This window comes from Methanomassiliicoccales archaeon (genome assembly GCA_035527755.1).
In the GTDB taxonomy this organism is placed as follows: Archaea; Thermoplasmatota; Thermoplasmata; order Methanomassiliicoccales; family UBA472; genus UBA472.
In genome coordinates this window covers 83,994-99,962 of the sequence record DATKZX010000008.1, presented here as the reverse complement: position 1 = coordinate 99,962, position 15,969 = coordinate 83,994, and the positions used below count along the sequence as shown (strand labels likewise).

Genomic DNA, 15,969 nt, shown 5'->3' with positions numbered 1-15,969 from the left:
TTAGACCTCTTCCACCGTAACGTGGACTCCCTCGCTCCGAACTACTTTGACGCTCTTGCCGACCATGATGGTACGATCAGAGGTGGCGCTCCAGATGGCATTGGATATGCGGACCTTCCCCCGAAGTGTGTCGGGGTTCACCTCGACCTCTACAATGCCCCGCATGCCTATCAGCGACGTCGCTACTGTGGTCTGCGGCGGTGCAGGCGGAGCTAATCGCTGATAGAGCTTGATGGTCAACAACGTGGTCGGGACAACTATGATAATTGCCGCCAAGGGGGACCACCATGTCAGTAACAGGTCAGGGAACAGTAGCCCTATGCCCCCTAATGCCAAGAGCACAGTGGCCGGCACCAATAGGAACGACCCAGGTGAGCTGAGCTCCACTAGGAGCATTAGCACCCCGATGACGATGAATGCCAGCGAAAGGTCAGTGGCTAGTGTCATGATTTATCCAATGGATGTTTGCATATTTGAAATTTATTTCCATTATAGGATTAGCATGACCCAAATAGGATAAATTATTAGAATGACGTGTCGAAGTGTACCGGAAAAAGGATACTGGGTTCGTTTTTCATATCAGTGGACCGAAAATAATCATTAAATAATGCGGGGGTGGGTATTACAATCAGTGATATCAATGTGCGAAATGGAAGAAGAATTTAGTGGAGGGATGCCCCTGATCGGGGATCCGCTCCCTGACATGGTGGTCAAGACCACTCATGGAATGATGAACATCCCCAAGGATTTCGCTGGCAAATGGATGATCCTGTTCAGCCATCCGGCAGACTTTACCCCGGTGTGCACCACGGAGTTCATAGCCTTCGCCAAGAAGAACTGCGATTTTGAGGATGTCGGGGCTAAGTTGATCGGCCTGTCCATTGACCAGGTCTTCTCCCACATCAAATGGGTGGAGTGGATCGAGGAAAACATGAACGTCAAGATCCCCTTCCCCATCATCGCTGATGACATAGGAAAGGTGGCCATAAGATTGGGCATGGTGCATCCTAGCCGCGGTATGAACACCGTACGTGCCGTGTTCATCATTGACCCCACCGGAAAGATACGCCTGATCATCTACTACCCTCAGGAGGTCGGAAGGAGCATCGACGAGGTGCTGCGGGCCTTGAAGGCACTGCAGTTCACCGACAAGAACCATGTGGCCGCCCCGGAGAACTGGCCTAACAACGATTTCCTGCACGACCGGGTGATCATTCCTCCACCCAGCGACTATAAGACCGCTATGGAGAGGAAGAAGAACGTCGGTAAGGGCAAGGATTGTTACGATTGGTGGTTCTGCACCAAGAAGATATAGACCTCCATGATGAGAGCGACCATCTGACAACTCTCACCTTTTTCCAAACCTTTTTCCTGATTTTCATATTCCCAGAAGGAGAATGGACACCAGCAGGGTGATCAGGGTCACTGGGACCCCTGCCTTGACGAAGTCCCAAAGACGAACCTCTACCCCCATCCCCAATCCCTTCTCCACGACTAGGATATTGGCCGCAGCCCCCAGGATGGTGGCGTTGCCGGCCAGTGTGGAGCTGGAAGCCAACGTTAACCACAAGGTGTCATTGCCCGCCGGGATCGTCGGGGCCAGCAGCATGACCGCAGGTACATTGCTGATCAAATTTGAGAGCACCGCGGAAACGATCGTCAGCCCGGTCACCCCCGCTACGCCCGCACCTATGCCCTCGAAGGAATCGAGCAGGAGCGTCATCAGCCCGGATGTCTCCACCCCCTTGAGCAGAATGAAAAGACCGACAAAGAATAAAAGAAGCGTCCAGTCGACGCCGCGCAGTATCAGGGTCGTACCGGTGTCCTTCTTTATCAGAGGCAGTGACAACATCAGGAAACATCCCCCCACGAAGGCGATGATGGATATGGGGGCTTTCAACCAGGGGGAGATGACGAAACCGATGAACACCGCGATGAGGACGAGCATCACCAAAAAGAACGGGGCTTCCAATTTCGGCTTGGCCACCCCTTTCAGAGATAGGGTGCGGTCGATGACCCTGGGTTCCCCTATTTTCCCATCGAAAACGTTCTTCCTAAAGACCAAGGCCACCGTAAGCACCGCGATAATCAATGATATGACCGCCAAAGGCGTCAAGGCCAATGCGAAGTCGGGGAAGGTGATCCCCGACTGAATGACGATATAGGCGTTCTGAGGATTCCCCACCCCCGTGGCCACGCTCCCTATGTTCGCCGCCAAGGCCTCACCGATCAGGAATGGCACTGGATTGGTCTCTATGGAACGACAGACCTTGATGACTATGGGAGTGAGCATCAGCACTACGGTATCGTTCAGGATGAGCGCCGACAGCAATGCGGTGATGCCCATCATCACCCATAAGAGGGTGAACTGGTCCCGGCATTTACTTACTATGAGGTAGGACATTCGCTCGAACAGGCCGGTTATCTCCAAGCAAGAGACGATGATCATCATTCCCAGCAGTAGAGCGATGATGTTCAGATCGATCGCTCCCAGGACCTGTTCCACTGGCAATAGACCGAAGATGATCATCAATGCCGCTCCGAAGAGAGCTGCCGCCGGTCTGTCGATGCTCACGCCCCTGACCCTGCGTATCGATATCAGGGAATATGTGAACAGGAAGATAAGCAAGGCCAATAGTGTGGCGGTCTGCATCTGGTGAGGTTACAAAATGCCAAATAATTAAGACAATGCCATCAAACGAAACCGGGGTATCTCACAGTGCGGTCCAGAACAAGTCTTACATCCAGACGCCGGAAACCCAAAGGACGTATGTTCTTATCCAGATACCTCAACAATTCCTTGCGATCGGAAGCCCTTACCCGGAACATAAGGCGCGGCTCCCCGGTCACCTTCATGACCTCGCTGACACTACTCATGGACAAAAGAGCGCTGATGGCCTTGCCCTCCAACCCGATGTCGATCTCGGCGAAGACCACCGCCTCGGCGTCCACCCCCAATTGTTCCAGGTCTACGATGGCAGAATATCCCAAAATCAATCGTTCGTCCTCCATTCGTCGGATCCTGTCCCGGACGGTCGAGGGTGAACGGCCCAGCATATCGGCTATCTCTTCAATGCTGATCTTACCATTGTCCTGTAAGATACGAAGGATGGTCTGGTCCAGGTCGTCCTGCCCCATCGTTCTCTATATTCATCCAGGCGATTATAAAGAATGTTGCGTTACTTTCTCCAGAGCTTCCTTTATAAGCTGTCCGTGGTCAAAGGCCAGGGGAGGTAGCTCATCCAGCGGGAAAAGCTCGGCCGAGTCCGCATCATCACCTCCTGCTAGCTCGCCGCCGACGACCTTCAGCTCATAAAGCAGAGAAATGAAATGGCCACGGGGATCGCGGCCCGGGACCGAGGAAACCTCCAGTAAACCTACTACCTCGGTGCGTAGACCGGTCTCCTCCCCCACCTCACGTACCACGCAATGCTCGGTGCTCTCCCCGTACTCCACAATACCTCCAGGCAGAGCGTAGGTCCCTTTGAACGGTTCTTTACCGCGGCGCACAAGTAATATTTTATTATTGGAAATGACCAATCCATCACAGGTCAGCGTAGGCTTGCGCCAAAGGTTGACCAGTTGTTCTTCCAGCTGACTGGTCCGATCTTCCATCTGCTTGAGAAGGTCCGATCCAGTCTGATTGATCTGACCGTTCTCGACGACTGGCTGACCCAGTCGTTCCTCCAATTTTCGCAACCGCCGTCGAACGGTGGTGGACGATACCCCCAACAGGACTTCCGCCTCATGTACCCCTGCGGAGCGAACCGCGGAGAGTGTGCGGTAATACTCCGCATCCATTATCTCCCTACCATTTAGAAACAGACGCGGCCCTGTTTCGAGCTCAAAAATCATACTATGAGCCATATTTTATAAACTACCTTTACTTTGTGACGAATCGTGCACAATCTCAGGAAACGCATTCCCACCATTCTCACTTCGGAGGAGATCTTAGATAAGGCCTTCCGTAAGTTGAACAAGATTGACAAGGAAGGTCCTGTCAAGACGGACATGGTCAAGCGCAAGTCCATGGCTCGAATAGCTTCCGCGACGGACGTGATCTCGTCGACATTGCACAAGTATGTCAAGGTCTTCCCAAGCATCAACAACAGGGACGATTTCCTGGCCGAGATGATCGAGGTCACCGTGGGGGTGGACAAACTGAAGAAATCCTTGTCCAACCTAGATTGGGCGGCGGGCAAGGTCAAAGAACTGCAGAAACAGTATACCAGCAAGGTCATGACCTCCTCATCGGTGCAATCTGCCGATACTTTTCGCAAGGCCTTCTACGGCCGCGCTTCATCGGTCGTAAAAAAGGTATCGCCCGATCTGGAGTTCCTTACATTTGCTCGAAACGAGTTCCGTAAGGTGCCGGACTTCAACGACGAATTTCTCACCTTGGTCATCGCCGGCTTTCCCAACGTGGGAAAGAGCCAGTTCCTATCAAAGATATCCGCTGCCGAGCCAGAGGTGGCTCCCTATCCGTTCACCACCAAGGGGATCGCGGTCGGTATGCATCAGGTAGGAACACGCCGCTATCAGGTGATCGACACCCCCGGCCTTCTGGACCGAGAGCTGGTGGAACGCAACCGTATCGAGATGCAGGCCATCACTGCCTTGAAGCACCTGGCTAACGCCATATTGTTCATCCTTGATCCTACGGAGACCTGCGGTTATCACATGGAAAGCCAGATGAAGCTGCTGGAATCGGTGCGGATCACCTTCCCAGATCTTCCCATCCTGATCGTGGAGAACAAGTTGGACATCCTGGACTCCGGCTCAGACCGGCTCAAGATGAGCGCGGCCACCGGTCAAGGGGTCGAAGAAGTGATGACCGCCTTACTTGATTCCATCAAGCACCTTGAAAAACCAGAGCCAATGTTCTGAGGGCAAATGTTTTATTTTTCCCTCTCCTTAAGTTGAACGGGGTGCCCTTGCAAGAATTGGCGTGCAGCAAGTCAATGCGCCATTATTTTTCCGAGCTCTTTCGAGAGAACGAGCGCTGCTACTCCATGGCCGTTGAGGCCCGGTCCAAAGGACTGGACCCTAGTCTTGAGGTAGAGATCCCACAGGCCGAGGACCTAGCAGACCGGGTAGAAAAACAGCTTTCTGACTGGCATGTTGAAGGCGTGGCGGAGCGTATTAGGGAGATATCCCGCCGCATCGAGAGCCGGGAAGAGGTGTCACTTTTCATCGCCAAGGAACTGGCCCGGGAAGCTGTCACCGCCCAGGAAGGCAGGGAGATGGCCATTGAACGCGCTGTGCGCGTCGGACTATCGGTTCTCACCGAGGGGATCCTGGTGGCACCTATCGTCGGCATCGCTGGGGTCAAGATCAACCAGAACGATGACGGTTCCGAGTATCTTTCATTGTTCTTCAACGGCCCTATAAGGGCTGCCGGAGGCACCGGTCAGGCCATGAGCGTGCTCATAGCTGACGTGGTGCGTAGGGAGTTTGGTATCGGAGTGTATCATCCAACGCACGGCGAGGTGGAGCGTTTGAAGGAGGAGATCCCTCTTTACAGACAATGCCAGCATCTGCAGTACACTCCTAACAACGAGGAGATCGAGATCATCTACCGCCACTGCCCGGTGTGTGTGGACGGGGAAAGAACCGAGGACCAGGAGATCTCCGGCTACCGCAATCTTCCTCGGATCGAGACCAACTGCGTTCGTGGTGGGGTGTGCTTGGTGATCGCCGAAGGCCTTTGCCTCAAAGCCCCCAAGCTGGAGAAGCACGTCAAAAAACTAGGCCTGGAAGGATGGGACTTCCTGGGCGATTATATCAGGATGAAGAAGGGCGAGGGGAAGGAGGGGAAGGAGGGCAAGATATCCCCCGATTACAAGTATCTCAAGGATATCGTGGCCGGAAGACCGGTGATAGGCCACCCCTCGCGTCCGGGTGGTTTCAGACTTAGATACGGAAGAGGAAGGACCACCGGTCTGGCGGCCATCGCTATCAGTCCAGCCACCATGTTCGCCCTGGATGATTTTTTGGCGATCGGCACCCAGATCAAGATCGAAAGGCCTGGAAAGGCTGGGGCGGTGACCCCTTGCGATCGTCTTGAAGGACCGATACTGCTGCTGGAGAATGGAGATCTGGTCCAAACTAACACGGTGCAGGAATTTCTGCCGTTCAAGGGAAGGGTAGAGGAGATCATTGACGTGGGGCAGATACTACTGCCTTTCGGGGAGTTCGTGGAGAACAACCATGTGCTTGTACCCGGGGATTATGACATCGAGTGGCACCGCGCGGAGCTTAGGGGTGCTAACGAAGGAGAGCTGCCCCCCGGTTGGGAGGACCCGCGGGACTTCGATGAGGCCTTGGCCACCTCGTTAAAGTTCGGTGTCCCGCTACATCCTAAATTCAATCTCTTCTGGTACGATCTTCCAATGGCGGAACTGCTGGCCCTGCGTACGTTCGTTCTGGAGAACGGGACCTGGGATGGCACGTTGCTGCATATCCCACTGGACCTAACCCCCAAACGCTCCCTGGAACTTCTGGGGGCGCTACACGTGGTTCGGGAAGGGGAAGTGCAATTGGAGAGATATGCCAAACCTTTGCTGGCCGGCCTGGGATTGTTAGGAACGGACGGAATTTCCGACCAGACGATCTTGGAAGGTGAGACGGTGATGGATGCTGTTTCCCGATGCACCGGGGTTAAGGTCAATCCCCGTTCGGTGACCCGCATAGGCTCCCGCATGGCCAGACCTGAAAAGGCCAAGGACCGGGGGATGAAGACCCCTTCGCACACCATCTTCCCGATTGGTCTCTCCGGCGGAAATCAGCGCCTCATGGAAAAAGCTGCTGAAAAGGACAATGTCACCGTCAAGCTGGGGGTCAGGAAATGCCAGCAATGCGGAGAGTTCCGAGTGTATTACCGATGCCCCTGCGGCGGACACACCGTCTCGGTGGGCGCGCCTCAAGTGGTCCCTGTGAATGTGAAGGAAGAACTGGAGAAGGCCAAACGGATTTTGGGAGAGCGTTCCATACTGCCCAAGTTCAAAGGGGTGCGAGAGCTCCAATCTAAGGACTGTTGCCCAGAACCTTTGGAGAAGGGGATCTTGCGGAGGAAATATGAGATCTACGTCAACAAGGACGGCACCATCCGTTTCGACCTGACGGACATACCTCTTACACATTTTCGACCTCGTGAGATCGGGTTGAGCGTGGAGAAGGCCCACCAGCTCGGATACGAAAGGGATGTGTTCGACCAACCCTTGAATGATCCTGAGCAGCTCTGCGAGCTGAAGGTGCAGGACATAGTGCCATCGATCTCCTGCGGGGAATTCCTGGTGAGGGTTGCCGGATTTTTGGACGACCTGCTGGAGAGGTTCTACAGCATGCCCAGGTATTACAACGCACTGACCAAAGAGGATATCGTCGGTCATCTTGGCATCGGACTCGCCCCTCACACATCGGGAGGGATACTCTGCCGCATCATCGGATTCACCCGGGCCAGCGTTTGCTTCGGACACCCGTTCTTTCATGCGGCTAAAAGGCGTAATGCCGATGGTGATGAGGATAGTGTCATGCTCCTCATGGACGGTCTGCTCAATTTCTCCCGCTCTTACCTACCAAAGGGTCGCGGTGGTCTGATGGACGCCCCCTTGGTCTTGGCCATTCGCCTGGACCCGAACGAAGTGGACAAGGAGGCCCAGAACATCGATGTCCATTGGGAATACCCCCTGGAGTTCTACCGCGCCAGCGTGGAGTTTCGCCACCCACGGGAGGTACAGGGGGTGATGGACATGGTCTCCGATCGCATCAAGTCCCTGCTGCAGTACGAAGGATTCGGCATGACCCATGACACCATGGACATTGCCGAAGGTCCCGCGGAATCGGCGTACAAGACCTTGGATAGCATGATGGACAAGATGACCGCCCAGGTCGAACTGGCAAAAAGATTGCGGGCTGTAGACGAGTCCGATGTGGTCCATAGGGTCATCACCAAACATTTTCTTCCAGACCTCATTGGCAACCTGAAGAGCTTCTCAGGACAGAAGTTTCGCTGCACCAAATGCGGCGAAAGCTACCGTCGGGTGCCATTGAGCGGGCATTGCTACTGTGGCCATAAATTGAACCTTACCGTCTATGAGGCCAGCGTAAAGAAGTACCTGAACGTCACAAGCAAGATCGGTCGAGATTATGGGGTTTCGGAGTACACACAGCAACGCATACGATTGATCGAGGGCTCCATCACTTCCATATTCGGTGAGAAAGGGGAGGAGGATGCAGGAAATAGCAATACCACCCTGGACCTGTTCAGTGAGGACGGTGGGGAAGTGGTGACGACAGTTGTTGAGCTGAGACCACCGGAGGAGACCGAGGCCAGTACGGTCAAGGCGACCTCGAAACTGGAAGATTTCTGATCCTGTCGAGTCCCTGTCTGTCAGTATCTTTAATTGCAGAAAAAATGGAATGGTGGTGGCCTGACGGCCACCTTGATCATGTGGTTTTAGATCTCCAGAGAAGCGATCTTTTCTCTGAACTCATCGAAGGTGTTCTCCAATGATTCCAGAGCCTTAGCCAAAGCCACCTGGGCGCTCAAGGACCCATCGGTCTCGAACTCGAACAGGAACGATTCCTCCGAACCTTCGACGGAGATGGCGTTGGTGCGGCAGACCTTGATGCAATCTCCGCACAAAACGCAGGCATCGTTGTCGATCACCTGGACATTGCGGTCCTTGAAGCTCATCACCTGCTTGGGGCAGACCTTGATGCAGCTTCCACCGTTGTCGCACTTGTCCTGATCGATGGTCACGGTGGGATAATATTTGTAACCCACTCCGTGAGTCGCCTGCCACTTGGCGTGCTTGCGCCCGATGCCCAGTTCAGCGGTGGCATAGGCCAATATGCCCTGCCTCTCACCCAAACGGACAATGGGGATAAGCTCGTCATTAGGCCGGTAGGCGTCGCCACCCAGGGAATCCAGGTCCCCGGAGTACACTTCGCATGGACCGCGCTTTTCCAGCTTGTACATGATGGTACAGTTGGGGCAGCCTTCGCCGCCGCAGGAGCATTGGTCCCTGAAGCCGAAAAGCTCCAGATCGGTGGGGATGGGTACTAATCCGAGACGATGAGCCACGATCTCATCGAAGACCGGGCTGACGCTCTCGTATTCGTTCCCTTCCTCGTCCCGGATGGAACCAAGTAGGAACTCCACGTCGTCGATGGCCATCTTGGGCAGGTCCATCATCAAAGCCCTGCGGAGGGCGTTGACCTTCTCCGGGCTGGCGTCGGTGATCAGGAACTTGGCCCTGGTCTCCATCAGCTCTAACATCTTGACGTGCATAGAACGCCCCTTTACACCCTTCTACCCCGGCGTCCACCCTTCTTCTTGGTACCGTCGTGTGGGATGGGAGTCACGTCTTCAATGCGTCCGATCCTTAGCCCGGCGCGGGACAGTGCCCTTATCGCCGCCTGAGCACCAGGACCGGGGGAAGTGGACCCGTTACCGCCAGGTGCGCGCACCTTGACGTGTATGCCATCGATCCCCTTTTCCTTGGCTATCTCAGCGACCCTCTCCGCTGCCCTCATGGCTGCGTAGGGGGATGATTCGTCCTTGGCCGCCTTGACCACCATGCCACCAGTGCACTTGGTTATGGTTTCGGCACCGGTGACGTCGGTCAAGGTGATTATGATGTTGTTGTAGCTGGCGAATACGTTCGCTATACCCCACTTGCCCATCAGTCCACCTCCTCGGTCGGAAGTTCGGCCGGGACATCCTCGACATCCTTGACGGCTTCCACTACATCCTTAGGAACATGCTTGACGAATTTCTTCTCGTTCATTTCCTTCTTGAATTCCGCGGCCTCCTCCTTGTGAGCCTTGGCCACGTTGGCCTCGTTTTGGGCCTGCCTCAGAGGATGCATATCGTCCGCGATCGGGGACAGGGGATTCATCATGATCATTTCCTCGTCCTTGCGGGTGACGATATACCCGGGAATAGTGACCTTCTGGTCATCGATGCAAACGTGTCCGTGCACAATGAACTGGCGAGCCTGTCCCACGGTGGAGGCCAACCCCTTCTGGTAGACCATGGTCTGAAGGCGGCGGTCCAGCAAGGCTACGTCGGAAAGACCCAGCACGTCGTCCAGCCTGGTGCCGTCAATTGGCAGCAGACCGATCTTGGCGCACTTGCGCAACAAGTTCTCGGTCTCTATCTTAGCCTGGTGCTCCCCGATCCTCAGTCGAGCCTGGAGTTCACGGGACTGCTTGCGAAGGTTCCTGAGGATGGTCTTGGCCTTCCACAGTTCCCTCTTGTTCTTCAGGCCGTACTGCTTGACCAGTATGGCCTCTTCCTTGATGCGCTCCCCTTGCCAGGGGTGTGATGGAGTGTCGAAGCTCCTTCTTGGAAATTTAGGATCACCCATTTTCAGACCTCCTTACTTCTTCGCCGGCTGGGGTTTAACCTTCGAAACACCCAAGGTCAATCCCTTCCTGCCGTTCGATCTCGTGCGCTGGCCGCGGAGCTTGTGTCCAGACTCGTGGCGTACTCCCCGGTAGCATCTGATCATCTTCAGGCGGTTGATGTCATCCTTCAAGACCATGTCAACTTCGGTACCATAAATGTGATGGTCCTCACCGGTCTCGTAATCGTGTTGGCGGTTGCATGCCCAATGAGGCACATAATCGGAATAGGTGGAAATGAGATTGGTCAGCTCGGCGACCTTGGCCTCGTCCACAGCTCCGATCTTGGTCGAGCGGTCCACTCCCGCTTTTTTGACCACTATCTCGGCCACTCTCTTTCCAACGCCTTTAATGCTCTGCAGGCCGACCACAGTAGGCTTGTTGCCATCAATGTCCGTGTTCACTATACGGACAATGTACCTGAAGTCGTCCTTCTCCTTCTCTTCAGTCTTAGTGTTCTTCGCTTCAGCCAAGAGTATCCCTCGCTGGTGATCGCGAATCGAGTCTTGCCCTCGCGAAGTGCGCCTCACGCTCAAGCGCGTGCCTTGCAGTTCCCATCTCCGGATAGGGCTACCGGTCCGGGAACAAATCCCTCTGATGAGGAACTCCTTCAACAGTATCGATTCTGTCAAACAAGCCAATCCCAAGCAGGTATAAATACCCTATTGAGAAAAGTGGTCATTGGAAAGTGGTTTAGTGGACCAATTCCTTGCTAAGTATGTCCAAGGACTGGTCCAATGCGTCCTTCAGACGCAGAGGATCACCTCCGCCACCCTGAGCAAAGTCCGGCTTACCTCCTCCCCCGCCGCCCATTATTGCCATTATGCCCATCAAGGCCTTTCGACAATCCAGATCGACGTCCTTGGAGCAGGCCACCAACAATTTGGCCTTGTCTCCCCGGATCCCGATCACCGCCACGGTGCAAGGCAGGGCGGCCAACTTCATAGACATGTCCTCCGGGTCCTCCCCTGGCAGAGCCTCGTGGACCACCACCCTCACATTTCCTACCTTCGGCGCGGAATCGACCAGCTCCCGGATGCTTAGCTCGTTTATCATTGCGGACAGCTGATCTACCTTTTTACGATGCTCACGGATCTCTTCCTCGAGCTTCAGAACCATCTCCGGCACCTTCTCCCCCGGAACGTTGAGCATGTCACCCATATCTTCCACCAGGTCCTTGTCCGCTTGCATGCCGGCGATGGCGGCCATACCCGCAGTATATTCTATTCTCACAACTCCGTCCTGGATGCGCTTGGTGCGGGCGATACGGACCGGTCCCACCATTCCCGTGTGGCTGCAGTGAAGTCCGCCACATGCCTCGGAGTCCAGCCCGACGACCTCTACAACCCTTATGATCTTACCTGGGACCGCCCCTCCCTGATATAACCGATATCCGTGCTTCATCTCGGCCTCGTCCCGCTGCATGAACTGTATATTGATGGGGATGTCCCTCAGCACTACCCGGTTTACCTCTTTCTCCAGCATATCGCGCTGCTCGGTGTCGAGGTTCTCATAGTGAGTGACGTCCAAACGAGCCTGGTCCACGGCCTTGTGCGCCCCGGCCTGCCATACGTGATTCCCGAACAGGTTGCGGGCAACGCCGTTTATCAGGTGTGCTGCGGTGTGATGGCGCATCAGCTGTTGTCTCCGCTCCAGGTCGATGCTTCCTCTGACCTTTGCCCCTATTTTAGGATTCCCACCCTCCACGAAGTGAACGACAGTGGTCTTGATCTTGATGACCCGGCACACCTTTTTTCCGTCTAGTATGCCAAGGTCCCATTCCTGGCCTCCACCCTCGGGATAGAAGGCCGTCTGGTCGAGGACGATGCCGCCATCGATCTCCGCGATCACCGTTCCTTCGAACTCGGTGAGCTCCGGGTCCTCGTAATACAGCATGCGGGTCTCCGGCATGGATTCCGGCCGGTCCTTGGCCATGATGATGGCTCCCTCGGGCTTCTCGTGCCTGGCAGCCACCTGCATGTAGAAATTGTCAGGGACGTCGATCTTCTCCGGAGCGTATTCCTTGGCTATCTCCGGGTTGAGACCATGGGAGTCGTACAGCTCGATGAGCTTCTCCACCGAGAGCTTCTCGCCTTTTTTGAGGTCTTTGACCAGACGTCCGACCAGCCCCTTTCCCCGACCCAAAGTTTCGAAGTAGCGGTCCTCCTCCACCTGAACCAGGTTAAGGATGTCATCGCGGTTCTCGACCAGCTCGGGGAACGTACCTTGGAAATGGTCGATCTGTCGGCCCACCGCCTCTGACAGACGGATGTCCAGGTCCAAGGAGCGAATGGAACGCAGAGCGCGTCGCACCAGCATGCGGGCGAAATAGCCCTCGCGTACGTTAGAGGGAACGACACCATCATTGAGCATCAGCATGAGCGCCCTGGAGTGATCACAGATGACATAGATGTCTTCCAGGGGGGATATTGTCTTCATCAGTTCATCGTAACTGATCCCTATGCGGTCAGCGGTCTTTTCCCTGATCCGTCGTACATCGGCCGCGGTCTTCATGTTGGTCGCACCGGCCACTTTACTGTACTCCGTAAGCACGTTATCGTCTGGCATGACCGCGGTCAGCTCTTTCAACCACTCTACGACGGGTCCGAAGACCGCCTCATACGCCGATGAAACGCCTTGAGATACCCAGGTCATGCGTTCCAGGCCGTAACCGGTGTCCACGACGGTCATGTCCATGGGCACGCGGCCGTCCGGGGTGTCCCGGTACATCATGAACACCAGGGTAGCGACCTCCACCCCATCCAGAATGACCTCTACACAGGGGCCGGCGTTTCCGCCCCCCTCCCACCATTCTTCGATGTAGATCATCTTGTTGGGGTCGGTGCCCAATCGTTCGCTGAAGAACCTATGGCACAGTTCCACTGTGCGGTCCTTGAAATAGATGAACTTACCAGTCTTATTGAACGCGTGGTGGGCGCACATCTCGAAGTAGGTGAAATGACGGCCGGTCTTGCCCACGTTGTCTATGTCGTTGAATCGTACACAGGTCTGGGATATGGTCAACGGATTGAACGGTGGCTCGATCACCCCGTTCAGCACCCAGGGCTGGAAGTCATATATGGAAGCCTGGGTGAAGAATACATCGTCCCTCCATCGGGCCACGATCGGATAGCGTTTGACGCGCCCATGTCCGTTCTCCTCGAAGAACCCCAGGAAGGCCTCGCGCATCTCATGCAGCGTAAAACTTTGGTTCATCGGAGAATTGCCTATGAACGTATATTCTTCGCAAGGCGGCTCACCGCATGTCTCCCGGTCACCGAGACTCCAGAAGTGCCTATTACACTTTGGGCAGCACCTGCGCTTGAACCCATTTTCCAGGAAGAACGGGAGGTCGAACTCTGAGCCGGTCATGACTGGCGTTATTCGAAAGTCGTTATAAGAATATTGTTATTTACAACAGGAAATGGTACGCCAAATATACTCCGCGCTCATATGTGGCAAGAATCCAGTCCTTTCTTTTGGAAGTACTTCTGGTGATATTCCTCGGCACGCCAGAATGTCCCGGCCTTCTCCAGGACCGTAGCGATCGGACGAGGGAACATCTGTGATCCGTCCAAATCTGATTTAGAGGCCTCAGCTTTCTTTCTCTGCTCCTCATCGTGATAGAAGATAGCGGTTCGGTACTGGTTCCCCACATCTGGCCCTTGACGGTTCTTCTGGGTTGGGTCGTGGCAGCGCCAGAATATGTCCAGTAGCTCCTGGTAGTTTACCACGGAATCGTCGAACGTGACCTGAACAACCTCGGCGTGTCCGGTCCTGTCGGTACAGACATCGCGGTATGTGGGCGACTCGGTACGCCCACCCATATAACCGACCTCGGTCTGCAGCACCCCTTTCACTTTCTGGTATTTGGCCTCGACCCCCCAGAAACAACCCGCGGCAAAAGTGGCCTTTTTTATCGCCATTTTATTCCCATAAGATCGACGCAATGCCGGATATATAATCAATGGTCATCAGAACAGTCGGCAGTTGTGGGAATAATCGACCTTCACATCGATAACCGCTAATGCGTCTCGTTCCAGGCAGTCCTGGAGCACATCTTCGAATTTTTCTTCCTCTACGGAATAGCCTTCGGCGCCAAATGAACGGGCATAGGTCGGGATGTCAGGAAAGCCCATGTCCACGTTGGAGCTTCGGCCAAAACCGCGCTGCATCTTCTCCCTGATGAGCCCCAACCCACCATCGTTGAATATCACCGTTACAAAGTTCACACCCATGCGCTTGGCCGTTTCCAACTCTGCCGATGACATCAGGAAGCCACCGTCCCCGACCGCGGCCACCACTTTTCTTTCGGGGTGGATCATGCGGACCGCGATCGCTGACGGTATAGCAACCCCCATGGAGATCAAACCGTTCTGCAGTAGAAGCGTGTTCTCCTCATATGTTGGATAGTACTTTGCCAGCCAGATAAGGTGTGCTCCGACATCGCTCACCAAGATGTCCCGACGTCCGAGCTGCCTCCTCAATGCTTGGACCACACCCTTGGGTCCCTGCTCCAAGACCTCCGTCTCTCTTTGAAGTATTAGGCGAACGCCCTCCGCCCAATTGCTCTTCGGGACCGCTCCGTCCTGCAACATACAGAGCTTTCCCTTGAGATCACCCAGCGCCGTGATATCCATCTGGAAATTTTCGGCCTCCCCCGGACCTCCTTCTCCAATGACCAGCAGCGTCTTCTTTTTACCTTTGTTCCAATACTGAGGCTGAAATTCGGTCGCGTCATATCCGACCAACAGCACAAGGTCAGCAGGTTCGAAACAGTCCTTGACCAGGTCGCTATTGCGCATTCCGATGGTCCCCAGGCTCAACGGGTCATCGTACGGCATCACCCCCGCGGCCATCCAAGTGCAGGCAGTGGGCAGGTTCCAGGTCCGGCAGAAAGATCGCACCTCTTCGACGGCATTGCTGCGAACGGCGCCGTGGCCTACAATGACCAAAGGATTGGACGATGAAAGCAGAGCGATACGAATTTTATCAAGGGCGCTCAATTCCCCAGGTGGCAAAAAGTGGTTCACCTGGACCTCGGGGATGACGCCAACCGACATTTTCATGACGTCCTCCGGTAGCTGTAACATCACCGGCCCCGACCTTTCGGCTGTGGCCATGATGAACGCCTCACGAACCGCCGATGCCGTTCTATCGGGACGATCGACATCGATGCACCTCTTCGTCAATGGCTGGAACATGGTCATGAGGTCAAGGACCTGTTTATGCGGCGGGTGCCTCCTGGCAATACCAGCTTGCCCTACGAGTGCGATCAACGGTAAATTGCTAAGAAACGCGTCCGCTACCCCGGTCACTAGGTTGGTGGCCCCTGGTCCCAGCGTACTTAGGCAAACGCCTGGTCTCCCGGTCAGTCTCCCAACAGTTCCGGCCATGAACGCCGCGGCCTGCTCGTGCCTTGTGAGAACGAACTCGATCTTGGAGGAACAGATCTCGTCCATGATGTCCAGGTTCTCCTCCCCAGGTATACCGAATATCTTGGAAACACCTTCCGCCTCAAGACATTCGATGAGCAACCTGGCCGCTTTCATGGCA

General features: G+C 55.0%; 14 protein-coding genes. 3 read left to right on the top strand and 11 right to left on the bottom strand.

The features are described from left to right. Positions 1-447 carry an NfeD family protein gene (locus VMW85_03710; protein HUT27137.1) on the bottom strand — a complete coding sequence of 149 codons (447 nt, stop codon included), beginning with the start codon at positions 445-447 and terminating at the stop codon, positions 1-3. A 226-nt stretch (positions 448-673) separates the two neighbouring features. On the opposite strand from VMW85_03710, the gene VMW85_03705 reads away from it, so the two are divergent. Next, positions 674-1,315 (top strand): peroxiredoxin, encoded by a 642-nt coding sequence (locus VMW85_03705; GenBank protein ID HUT27136.1) that lies wholly within the window; start codon positions 674-676, stop codon positions 1,313-1,315. A gap of 63 nt (positions 1,316-1,378) precedes the next feature. Here the strand turns inward: VMW85_03705 and VMW85_03700 are convergent, their stop codons facing one another. Genes VMW85_03700 through VMW85_03690 form a run of 3 tightly spaced genes read right to left on the bottom strand, consistent with a single transcriptional unit; the run spans position 1,379 to position 3,801 of the window. Next, positions 1,379-2,653, bottom strand: a complete 1,275-nt coding sequence (locus VMW85_03700; GenBank protein ID HUT27135.1) for an SLC13 family permease — start codon at positions 2,651-2,653, stop codon at positions 1,379-1,381. A 41-nt stretch (positions 2,654-2,694) separates the two neighbouring features. Further along, the gene (locus VMW85_03695) at positions 2,695-3,138 is read right to left on the bottom strand and encodes an Lrp/AsnC family transcriptional regulator (GenBank protein HUT27134.1); all 444 of its coding nucleotides are present in this window, start codon (positions 3,136-3,138) and stop codon (positions 2,695-2,697) included. Between the two features lie 24 nt (positions 3,139-3,162). Continuing rightward, a complete protein-coding gene (locus VMW85_03690; GenBank protein HUT27133.1) occupies positions 3,163-3,801 on the bottom strand; it encodes an NUDIX hydrolase in 639 nt (212 codons plus the stop codon). Positions 3,802-3,900: 99 nt separating this feature from the next. Between VMW85_03690 and VMW85_03685 the strand changes: the two genes are divergently transcribed. Further along, complete coding sequence (locus VMW85_03685) at positions 3,901-4,887, top strand: GTPase (GenBank protein HUT27132.1); 987 nt, start codon at positions 3,901-3,903, stop codon at positions 4,885-4,887. 47 nt (positions 4,888-4,934) lie between these two features. After that, positions 4,935-8,372 carry a DNA polymerase II large subunit gene (locus tag VMW85_03680; GenBank protein ID HUT27131.1) on the top strand — a complete coding sequence of 1,146 codons (3,438 nt, stop codon included), beginning with the start codon at positions 4,935-4,937 and terminating at the stop codon, positions 8,370-8,372. Between the two features lie 86 nt (positions 8,373-8,458). On the opposite strand, the gene VMW85_03675 is transcribed toward VMW85_03680, so the two are convergent. The 7 genes from VMW85_03675 to VMW85_03645 form a co-directional block, all read right to left on the bottom strand. Beyond that, positions 8,459-9,295, bottom strand: a complete 837-nt coding sequence (locus VMW85_03675) for a DNA-directed RNA polymerase subunit D (protein ID HUT27130.1) — start codon at positions 9,293-9,295, stop codon at positions 8,459-8,461. 11 nt (positions 9,296-9,306) lie between these two features. Continuing rightward, the gene (locus VMW85_03670; GenBank protein ID HUT27129.1) at positions 9,307-9,690 is read right to left on the bottom strand and encodes a 30S ribosomal protein S11; all 384 of its coding nucleotides are present in this window, start codon (positions 9,688-9,690) and stop codon (positions 9,307-9,309) included. Continuing rightward, entirely contained in the window at positions 9,690-10,376 is a 687-nt protein-coding gene (locus VMW85_03665) for a 30S ribosomal protein S4 (protein ID HUT27128.1), read from the bottom strand. The genes VMW85_03670 and VMW85_03665 overlap by 1 nt, the downstream gene beginning before the upstream one ends. A gap of 12 nt (positions 10,377-10,388) precedes the next feature. Next, complete coding sequence (locus VMW85_03660; protein ID HUT27127.1) at positions 10,389-10,886, bottom strand: 30S ribosomal protein S13; 498 nt, start codon at positions 10,884-10,886, stop codon at positions 10,389-10,391. A 220-nt stretch (positions 10,887-11,106) separates the two neighbouring features. Beyond that, the gene (gene alaS, locus VMW85_03655) at positions 11,107-13,785 is read right to left on the bottom strand and encodes an alanine--tRNA ligase (protein ID HUT27126.1); all 2,679 of its coding nucleotides are present in this window, start codon (positions 13,783-13,785) and stop codon (positions 11,107-11,109) included. Between the two features lie 77 nt (positions 13,786-13,862). Next, entirely contained in the window at positions 13,863-14,339 is a 477-nt protein-coding gene (msrA, locus tag VMW85_03650; protein HUT27125.1) for a peptide-methionine (S)-S-oxide reductase MsrA, read from the bottom strand. Between the two features lie 48 nt (positions 14,340-14,387). Next, a complete protein-coding gene (locus VMW85_03645; protein HUT27124.1) occupies positions 14,388-15,965 on the bottom strand; it encodes an acetolactate synthase large subunit in 1,578 nt (525 codons plus the stop codon). Positions 15,966-15,969: the final 4 nt, after the last annotated feature.